Source organism: Nostoc sp. (assembly GCF_036917375.1).
In the GTDB taxonomy this organism is placed as follows: domain Bacteria; phylum Cyanobacteriota; class Cyanobacteriia; order Cyanobacteriales; family Nostocaceae; genus Nostoc.
Window position 1 is genome coordinate 1 of sequence record NZ_JBALDN010000013.1, and the last position, 2,654, is coordinate 2,654.

1 protein-coding gene is annotated in these 2,654 nt (G+C 43.1%); it reads right to left on the reverse strand.

Going from position 1 to position 2,654, the window contains the following annotated elements; genetic code table 11:
* Window positions 1-390: 390 nt before the first annotated feature.
* Complete coding sequence (locus V7K45_RS03040; RefSeq protein WP_335000246.1) at window positions 391-1,992, reverse strand: B12-binding domain-containing radical SAM protein; 1,602 nt, start codon at window positions 1,990-1,992, stop codon at window positions 391-393.
* Window positions 1,993-2,654 lie beyond the last annotated feature (662 nt).

Sequence of the window (2,654 nt, forward strand, 5' to 3'; positions counted from 1 at the left end):
GTATTTTATTTGCAAATAAAATCACCTTGTACCTAAATGTAATTTTTAGCGATCGCTTGTTTTTGACCAAACCTCACAAAATCGCATTGCTCCCAACCGAGAATACTTGCTGGTTTTCCTTGTAGTGTTGATAATTCCACAGTCAACGATCCGACTTCTTACTTTCAGTGTATTACGCCAGTACGATGCTAGTGAGGACATCATCAATAAATTTCTAAAATTTCCATATTAGAATTACAAAAAATACGAGATTGGCCGATTCAGAATTCAGGAGCAAAGCCGGAGACGTTTCCGTTGCTCCGGTCAGAATTAAGACGCTTGCTGACTCGCTATTCGCCAGTCGTACAGAAAACATTGCTGAATTCTGACTCCTGAATTCTGCTGTACGAGTTATTTTTTGACGCTTCCCAAAACTTCCATCACTTGTGCTTCCGGTTTTACTTTAGCTTCTGCTTCCAGAAATTCAGCCACTTGCGCCTCAATTTCATCCCGAACAATTTGGCGATATTCTAAGAAATGCTCAATTTGGGCACAAACAGCTAAGTAGCTACTCACCCCACCTGGATTATGCCGATACATACTCCACAAGTTGCGCCAGAATTGCCAGCGTGTCTGACGACGTACACCCTGACGCCAACAAATGATCAGAAACGCTCGGAGTACTTTCCAGTTCAATGGTTTCTTGGCAGCTTTGCCCTTTTTGGGATAGGTTGCTTCGCCCAAAAGCCGGAAGTGTTTGTATGTACGCTCCAAAAACCGCTCTGGCTCATACAAATCACAGAAGGCTTGCACATATTCACGAGCGATATCTTCTAACGGTCGAGTTGGGACAAAATTCATCAACGTGGTTTGATTGATGTTGGCAGATTTATTGCGGAGTCTTCCTTCCTTTTCTAATCTATGCCAGAGGGCTGTATCTGGAAGTGCTTGCAACATACTAAATAAGGCTGTAGGGATTGCTGTTTGCTCGACAAACTTGACAATTCGGGCGCCGGCTCCTACTTTTTCGCCATCAAATCCGATGATAAACCCTGCCATGACTCGCAGCCCGGAGCGGGTAATTTTATTTACCGCCTCGCTGAGTGAGTCTCGCGTATTCTGGTATTTCTGCGTGAAAGTGAGACTTTCTTCGTCGGGGGTTTCAATTCCCAGAAAAACGGCTCCAAAATTACACGCTACCATTAAATCCATCAGTTCTTGATCTTGGGCTAAATCAACTGAAGCCTCTGTGGCAAAGGAAAAGGGATAATTATGTTCCACCATCCAGGGTAGAAGGGACTTCAGAAATAATTTGACGTTCCGCTTATTGCCGATGAAGTTGTCATCTACCATAAAAATACTGCGCCGCCAACCCAGTTTGTAGAGATAATCAAGTTCTGCTAAGAGTTGCTCTGGGTTTTTGGTGCGGGGTTTGCGGCCGTATAGCACAATAATGTCGCAAAATTCACATTGAAAGGGACATCCACGGGAAAATTGCACCGACATCTCTGCATAAGCTTCAAACTCTAGCAAGTCAAAGCGAGGTGTTGGAGTGTTGGTGACATCTGGTTTTTCACCGCCAGAACGAAAGATACCTGTGCGATCGCCCCGTGCGATCGCTGCTACAAATAAGGGTAGGGTGATTTCCCCTTCGTCTAATATCAAATAGTCAGCCCCAGCGGATGTCATTTCATTCGGTAGCGCTGTCGGGAAGGGACCACCCACAGCTACCTGCTTACCTCTCCCTTTTGCTTCTATTATCTGAGAAAGCAAATCTTCTTTTTGCACAATCATCGCCGACATAATAACCAAATCTGCCCAAGCCCATTCTGCTTCTGTACAGACGCGAACATTTCGATCTACTAGCTTGAAATTCCATTCTTGCGGTAAAATCGCCGCTACAGTTACCAAGCCTAAAGGCGGTAGCATTGCTTTACGGTCTAATAAAGCCAGTGTTTTTTCAAAAGACCAAAAACTTTTTGGAAAGCGGGGGTATAGAAGTAAAACGTTCATATTTGATGCTTATAAACCTTGATTTTCGTTGCTGGTTGAGTTCATGTCAAACTAAACCAGTAGTGATAACACATTAGAGGAGCTTCTATATCCACTAGCTGTAACTTCTACTATGACTGATTTAGACAAAGCAATATCTTGTGAGAGCGATTATTACTGTTTTTAAAGCAGGGAGTAGCTAAAAATTGCTCATGAGTGTGAGGAGTGCTATGTCTAAAACGGGCAACTCTTGAAGAGGCTACAGCAACAATACGGTTCGGTTAAAGGGGAAAGGGGAAAGGGACTCATGTTTTGAATACATCCTTTCCCTTTACCCCTTACCCCTTACCCAGACCATAAGGAAAGTGAAAAATGCTTATCTGAACCGTATTGGCTACACCAACGCCTACGTAATTTCCGAAAATCCTCAAATATAGATGGTTAAAGGATTTACCCAGAAAGACTAGAACTTGTGGGACGGTTATAAACCAATACAGTTCAGAATGAGCGATAAAAGCCTGATGTAGAGACGCGATAAATTGCGTCTTGAAACCAATAACCTCCAACCCAAGCTGATTGGGTTATAAACCAATACGGTTCAGTTAAGGCTGAAAATCTTGTAAAGTAAGCATTGTCCCAAGAATGAAAATCAGCGTGTGGAGCATCTCAAAGATTTTTCATTA

Bases quoted from the DNA above. Each gene is read 5' to 3' on its own strand.
- V7K45_RS03040 (WP_335000246.1), bottom strand. From the start codon at position 1,992: ATGAACGTTTTACTTCTATACCCCCGCTTTCCAAAAAGTTTTTGGTCT.